The sequence below is a fragment of the Candidatus Burkholderia verschuerenii genome, assembly GCF_001189365.1.
Lineage (GTDB): Bacteria > Pseudomonadota > Gammaproteobacteria > Burkholderiales > Burkholderiaceae > Caballeronia > Caballeronia verschuerenii.
The window spans coordinates 38069-44808 of the sequence record NZ_LFJJ01000020.1; the positions used below are offsets into that span (position 1 = coordinate 38069).

The following is a 6740-nucleotide window of genomic DNA, read 5'->3' on the forward strand; positions in this document are numbered from 1 at the left end:
GTGTGAACCTCGTTTGAAAGCGGTTCGCGCGCGGGTTTACACCGCCCATTGCGCCTCGATCAGCTTCAGCGCCGCCGCGATCGCCGGTTCCTCGCGGCGCTCCGCCAGCGTGATGAACGACAGCTGCGTCGGCACCGTCACGCCTTCGACGATGGTCAACGCATGCGCGTGCGCGTCGCGGAAAATGCGCGACAGCAGCCGATTGTGCGCGGATTCGGGCGGCGTCCAGATCCACGGCAGTTTGGCGAGCGCGGCCCAGCTCCGCTTGCCCTTGTTGACGCGATTGTTCCATCCCGCCGGCGCGAGCACGCGATAGATAAACGGCGTCAGACGCACGACATGAAAGCGTTCGCCATCGCGCGTGCCGTCCATCGTCGGATCGCCGATGAAATAGCCGACGTCGAAATCGCGCGATTTCACGCGTTCGAGCACCCAGCCGGACATGCCGTGGCGCATCGCCGTTTCGATGCGCGGATAGGTTTCGACCAGTTGCCGCAAAAAGCCGCCGAGCCGCAGAAATTCGGGATCGAGAATCGTGCCGATGCGTAGCGTGCCGCTCACTTCATGACGCAACGTGGCGGCGGCGCGCTGCACATCCGATGCGGCGGCGAGCGCTCGTTCGGCGTGCGGCAGCAGCGCTTCGCCATCGCGCGTGAGCAGCAGGCCATGCGATGTCCGCGAAAACAGCACGACGCCGAGCATCTCCTGAAGATTCTTGATCTGCAAACTGACGGCCGGTTGCGTCAGATGCAATTGCGCCGCCGCGCGCGTCAGATTGCCTTCGCGGGCGACGGTCAGAAAGGCGCGCAACAAGGTGTAGTCCATCGGCTGATATTAGCGCGACTTATATCGCTATTGAACAACTCTCATTGGATTTGCTGCGCTTTTCAGCGGTACGCTCGCTGAATCCGAAGCATAAAAAGGGAGACAGCGATGAAACAGACCGCGCGCAAGCTCGAAGGCGAATTCGACTACATCATCATCGGCGCGGGCACGGCCGGATGCGTGCTGGCGAATCGCCTCACCGAAGATCCGAACGTCAACGTGCTGCTGCTCGAAGCGGGCGGCAAGGACGACTACCACTGGATTCATATTCCGGTCGGCTATCTGTATTGCATCGGCAATCCGCGCACAGACTGGCTGTACAAGACGCAGGCGGAACCGGGGCTCAACGGGCGCTCGCTGTCGTATCCGCGCGGGCGCGTGCTCGGCGGATGTTCGTCGATCAACGGCATGATCTATATGCGCGGCCAGCGCGAGGATTACGACGACTGGGCGCATATCAGCGGCGATCCGAACTGGTCGTGGGATTCCGTGCTGCTGGTTTTCAAGCGCAGCGAGGATCATCACGGCGGCGCGAACGAATTTCACGGCGCGGGCGGCGAATGGCGCGTCGAGAAGCAGCGGCTGAAGTGGAAAATTCTCGAGACCTTCGCGAAGGCCGCGCAGCAAACCGGCATTCCCGCCACCGACGATTTCAATCGCGGCGACAACACCGGCGTCGGCTATTTCGATGTGAACCAGCGCGGCGGCATCCGCTGGAATGCGGCCAAGGCGTTTCTGCGCGAAGCGATGAAGCGTCCGAATCTGACGACCATCACCGGCGCGCATACGCAGCGTCTCGTGTTCGAAGGCACGCGATGCGTCGGCGTCGAATATCGCGGCGGCGATGTCGAATACATCGCAAAGGCGCGCAGCGAAGTGATTCTCAGCGCGGGCGCGGTGAATTCGCAGCAGATTCTCGAACTGTCCGGCATCGGCAATGGCGCGCGTCTGCAGCGGCTTGGAATCGATGTCGTCAAGGATTTGCGCGGCGTCGGCGAAAACCTTCAGGATCATCTGCAATTGCGGATGGCGTACAAGGTGAACGGCGTGCGCACGCTCAATACGCTGTCGGCGCGCTGGTGGGGCAAGCTGTTTATCGGTCTGCAATACGCGCTGACGCGCAGCGGTCCGATGTCGATGGCGCCCTCGCAACTCGGCGCGTTCGCGAGGTCGAATCCGAACGATGCGTCGATCACGCGATCGGACGTCGAGTATCACGTTCAGCCTTTGTCGCTGGAGAAGTTCGGCGAGCCGTTGCACGCGTTCAACGCGTTCACCGCGTCCGTGTGCAATCTGCGGCCGACGTCGCGCGGCAGCGTGCATATCGCGTCGCCGGATGCGCATGCGGCGCCCTTGATCGCGCCGAATTACCTTTCCACGGATCGCGATAAGGAAGTCGCGGCGAACGCGTTGCGGCTGACGCGTCGCATCGTCGGTGCGCCGGCGTTGGCGCCGTACAAGCCCGAAGAGATTCTCCCCGGCATCCAGTTTCAGACGCAGGAAGAACTCGTCGATGCCGCCGGAAAAGTCGGCACGACGATCTTTCATCCGGTCGGCACGTGCCGCATTGGGAACCGATAACGATCCGGGCGCGGTCGTCGACAGCCGGTTGCGCGTAATCGGTCTGCGCGGTCTGCGTATCGTCGATGCATCGGTGATGCCGACGATCACATCGGGCAACACGAATTCGCCGACCTTGATGATCGCCGAACGTGCCAGCGAAATGATCCGCGAAGATCGCCGCGTGGTCGATGCGCAGGAAGTCATCGTAACCGCGCGACGCAGTCGCGAGACGAACGCTTCACATGTTGAGATGGCGCGTGCATGGCACGCGCCTGTCGCGTCATGTGCGCGCAATATGCATCGGTTTCGCCGCGCATTGCGACAGCTCGCTCGGCTGCGATCCGAATCCGTGGGAAGCGGGCGCGGACTTCAAGCAGTTCGTGCGCAACGGTCCGTCGACCGCGCGCTATGTGACGCCGCAGGCCGCCGTGCCCGCGCCGTCGCCGGACGGCGTGCAGGTCAATCCGATTCCGCAGCCGGTGCCGCTCAACATCGACAATCAGCCGGGCCAATCGAACCGGCCGCTCACGCCGCAATAACGCAGCGCTTCACGGTTCGATCGACGACGCGAGGATGACGAAAGCCATCGTCGCGGTAGCGTCGTTGGTCGGCGTCAGCGTGATCTGATAGGCGAGCGCGCGCTTGCCGCTCGACGGACCGGCGGTCTGGATGATCGAATTGGTAACCGTCTGAATCTTGTATTCCGAATGGTTGGTCACCCAGACTTGCGAGCGCGCCCACCAGGCGTCGCACTCGGCCTTGCTCATGCAGGTGAGCGGCTGCGTGGCTTGTTCCATCACGGTGCTGCTGACCTGATCCTGCGATGCGCAGCCGGCCAGCAGCGTAAGCGCCGCTGCCGCGAGCATCGCGCCTAAGTGTTTGAATTGCATCGTTTCCCCGCCAAGTCGTGAACAAATCATCGATTTTCTACCAGACAAATCGGTCGATGCTTCCGCTCGTTTCGGTCTGTTGCAAACATACGTAAGCCTTGCCGACGCGCGTCATCGACGGCGGCGGCAAGGAAAAAGCTGCTGATATGACCCGACGGCCGCTCAGACGTTCGCGCGGTCGAGCTTGTAGTCCTGATAACCGGCGACGAAGACATCGAACGATTCGGTGTCACTCCGTTCGACGTTTTCCTGCTTGATCAGCGACTGCGCGGCGAGCGTCGCCATGTCGCGTTCTTCTTCCGCCGACAGCGGACGCGCGCGGAAATACGCGGCGTGACGCTGACTCAGATCGAGCGCGAAGGCATCGAACGATTGCTTATTGTCGCGCATCGTCTGGAGCACGCGCGCGGACGGTGTCAGCGATGCATCGGTGAGGCGCGGACGCAGCGCATCGAGCGCGCGGGTGTGATCGTCGTTGCCGTTGAGACGGTCGAGCGTCGCCGCGACCGGCGCGATGTTGTCGAACAGTTCCTCCGCCCAGTCGCGCATGGCGATAGGCTGGCCGTCGCGCGTGAGCGTCAAACCCGGCTTGCGGCCTTCCTTCACGACCGCGCCGAAGTTGGCGTTGGCCTCGATGCTCGCGTCCTGCGGCAGGAACGGGCTATCTTCGAGCGCGCAGTACAGCAGGTACGCATCGAGAAAGCGCGACGTCTCAAGCGAAATGCCGGTCGGCACGAACGGATCGATATCGAGACAGCGCACTTCGATGTATTGCACGCCGCGCTCGGACAACGCACGCAGCGGCCGCTCGCCCGAATGCGTGACGCGCTTTGGACGAATGGTCGAGTAGAACTCGTTTTCGATCTGCAGCACGTTGGTGTTGATCTGTACCCACTCGCCGTTGCGTTGCGTGCCGATCGCCTGATACGGCGCGTACGGCTCGCTCACCGCGCGGGCGAGCACGTCGACGTAGGCGTTCACTTCGTCGTAATTCGGCAGCAGCGCGGCCTGCGCCGGATTGTTCGTGTAGCCGAGATCGCTCATGCGCAGGCTGGTGGCGTGCGGCAGATAGAACGTGTCGGCATCGAATGCTTCGAGCGTATGCGTCTTGCCTTCGACAAAGCGCTTGTTCAGCGCGGGCGACGCGCCGAACAGATACATCAGCAGCCAGTTGGTGCGGCGGAAGTTGCGGATCAGCGCGAAGTAGCGCTCCGACTGGAAGTCCTTCGCCGACAGCGTGCTCGACGGATCGAGCGCCTGCCACGCGCGCCACACGTCTTCGTGCAGCGAGTAGTTGTAGTGAATGCCAGCGATGCATTGCATCGTGCGGCTATAGCGCAGCGCCAGCCCGCGCCGATACACGCGCTTCAGCATGCCGATATTCGACGTGCCGTAATAGCCGAGCGGAATGTCGTCTTCGGGCGGCAACGAGTTCGGCATGGAGTCGTTCCACAGCACGTCGTCGCCCATATGCGCGAACGCGAAGTGATGCAGCGCGTCGAGCTTGTCGAGCGTAATCGCCACGTCTTTTTCCGCGGGCGTGATGAGTTCGACAAGCGCTTCGGAATAATCCGTCGTGATGTACGGATGCGTGAGCGCCGAGCCGAACGCGCGCGGATGCGGCGTCATGGCGAGCTTGCCATCGGGCGTGACACGCAGACTTTCTTTTTCGATGCCACGCAGTCCCTGACGCAATGCGTCCGCATGCGGACCGGACGCGAGCGCGGCCAATCTGCGCTGGAACGCGCCGGCTTTGGGGTGGCTTGTATTCTTGTTTGACATTGATGCGTGGTGCAAAGCGCGCGACGTATTTTTAGGGTAGCGGGCACTTTAACACCTCGCCGATACGCTTGCTTGAGCCCAATGTTCGTAGGGGTTTGCGGGTCTTTTAAGGGGATTTGGAAGAAGAAGCGGCGCATCGGCGCACGGCTGAAAAGCGCGCCGATGCAGCTATGTCGAGCTCACGCGATCTTGCCCGTATCGCCGCTCGCGCGCTCGGTTTCCAGCAACGCTTCCTTGCGATGCAGTCCCCAGCGATAGCCCGCGATCGCGCCATCCTTGCCGATCACGCGATGACACGGAATCGCGAGCGCGACCGGATTGCGGCCGCACGCATTCGCCACCGCGCGCACAGCCTTCGGTTCGCCGAGCGATGCGGCGATATCGCTATAACTGCGTGTCTCGCCGTAGGGAATGCTGCGCAACGCGTCCCACACGCGACGCTGAAACGCGGTCGCGCCGATATCGAGCGGCAGGTCGAATCGTTCGCGCGTGCCGTGAAGATAGGCGCGAATCTGCGCGACGAACGGCTCCATCCGCTTCGTATCCTCGATGCGTTCGGCCTGCGCGAAATCCGTCGCGAGCTGCTCGCTCAACGCCGCGCGATCGTCGCTGAAGGCGATCTTGCAAACGCCCTTGTCGGTCGCGGCGACCAGCACGAAGCCGAGCGAGGTCTCGGCGATGGCGAAGTGCGCCGTCGATCCCGCGCCCTTGCGCCGATACGCCGATGGCGTCATGCCCAGTTCCGCGGGCGCGGCTTCGTACATCCGCGACGACGAACCGAAGCCCGCGTCGTGCGTGGCGCGCGTGACATCGCGGCCGCGCTGCAATGCTTCGCGCAGCACGCCCGCGCGCTGCGCCGCCTGATACTGTCGCGGCGAAACGCCGACGATTCGCGAAAACAGCCGCTGCAGATGAAACGGGCTGATGTGCACGGCATCGCTCAGTTGCTGAAGCGTCATGCGCTGCTGCGGATCGGCGTCGAGCACCTTGCACGCACGCTCGACGATGGCCAGTTCGCGCGGCAGGCTGGTCGGCTGGCAGTGCTTGCACGGACGATAGCCGGCGTGCTCGGCGGCATCGCTCGTGGTGAAGAACTCGACGTTCTCCCGGCGCGGCGCGCGCGATGCACACGACGGCCGGCAAAACACGCCGGTCGTGCGCACGGCGAAGAAGAACGCGCCGTCCGCGCGCGGATCGCGATCCACGACGGCCTGCCAGCGGCCGTCGTCCGATTCCAGTTGAAGCGTGTCCAGGGTGTCTGCGGTATTCATGTCGACCTCGATGGCTCTGGGTTATGCGTCCACTCTAGGGCCATGCCGATCAGGTTACGCGCCGGTTCTTGCGCTGTCATTTGCGTCGTTGTTTGCGATGAAATTCGGGCCGAATCGGCCGGATTATTCGCAGAACATTTAAAAAATGACGCGCAGATGCGACAACTTGACGCCATAGGTGTTTTTACTGAAATTTCTATTGCGCCGCGTCAAGGTGCTGTGTATCTGTGTATTATTGGAACTGTCTCTTCCTGATATGGATTCAGCCCGTCCACATAGGCGGGCATTTTTTGTGCGCCCAGCATGGGCGCACTCTTGCGGGTGCAAGTCGCGCGGCAAGTTGACCACAGCGAGCGAAGTGAAGCGCAACTGCGGAAGGGCGACCGACCGTGGGGAGGAAGCGTGGAGC

At 62.6% G+C, this 6740-nt stretch carries 5 protein-coding genes and 2 pseudogenes; 2 read left to right on the forward strand and 5 right to left on the reverse strand.

The window, feature by feature from the left end:
* Window positions 1-36: 36 nt before the first annotated feature.
* Window positions 37-825: a LysR family transcriptional regulator gene (locus BVER_RS06655; RefSeq protein ID WP_050452608.1), complete on the reverse strand. Its 789-nt coding sequence runs from the start codon at window positions 823-825 to the stop codon at window positions 37-39.
* Between the two features lie 108 nt (window positions 826-933).
* Between BVER_RS06655 and BVER_RS31250 the strand changes: the two are divergent.
* A pseudogene (locus tag BVER_RS31250) lies at window positions 934-2569 on the forward strand (GMC family oxidoreductase); the annotation flags it as partial.
* Between the two features lie 118 nt (window positions 2570-2687).
* Window positions 2688-2927 (forward strand): annotated as a pseudogene (locus BVER_RS31255) (hypothetical protein); the annotation flags it as partial.
* Between the two features lie 9 nt (window positions 2928-2936).
* On the opposite strand, the gene BVER_RS06670 reads toward BVER_RS31255, so the two are convergent.
* The 4 genes from BVER_RS06670 to BVER_RS33475 form a co-directional block, all read right to left on the reverse strand.
* Entirely contained in the window at window positions 2937-3278 is a 342-nt protein-coding gene (locus tag BVER_RS06670; protein WP_370444202.1) for a hypothetical protein, read from the reverse strand.
* A gap of 162 nt (window positions 3279-3440) precedes the next feature.
* On the reverse strand, window positions 3441-5060 hold the full coding sequence (gene gshA, locus BVER_RS06675; RefSeq protein WP_050452609.1) for a glutamate--cysteine ligase: 1620 nt from the start codon (window positions 5058-5060) through the stop codon (window positions 3441-3443).
* Between the two features lie 179 nt (window positions 5061-5239).
* Window positions 5240-6331 carry a bifunctional DNA-binding transcriptional regulator/O6-methylguanine-DNA methyltransferase Ada gene (gene ada / locus BVER_RS06680; RefSeq protein ID WP_050452610.1) on the reverse strand — a complete coding sequence of 364 codons (1092 nt, stop codon included), beginning with the start codon at window positions 6329-6331 and terminating at the stop codon, window positions 5240-5242.
* 138 nt (window positions 6332-6469) lie between these two features.
* Window positions 6470-6740: hypothetical protein (locus tag BVER_RS33475; protein ID WP_232316417.1), on the reverse strand; the 271-nt coding region annotated here is incomplete at its 5' end.

Bases quoted from the DNA above. Each gene is read 5' to 3' on its own strand.
- BVER_RS06655 (WP_050452608.1), bottom strand. From the start codon at position 825: ATGGACTACACCTTGTTGCGCGCCTTTCTGACCGTCGCCCGCGAAGGC.
- BVER_RS06670 (WP_370444202.1), bottom strand. From the start codon at position 3,278: ATGCAATTCAAACACTTAGGCGCGATGCTCGCGGCAGCGGCGCTTACG.
- gshA (WP_050452609.1), bottom strand. From the start codon at position 5,060: ATGTCAAACAAGAATACAAGCCACCCCAAAGCCGGCGCGTTCCAGCGC.
- ada (WP_050452610.1), bottom strand. From the start codon at position 6,331: ATGAATACCGCAGACACCCTGGACACGCTTCAACTGGAATCGGACGAC.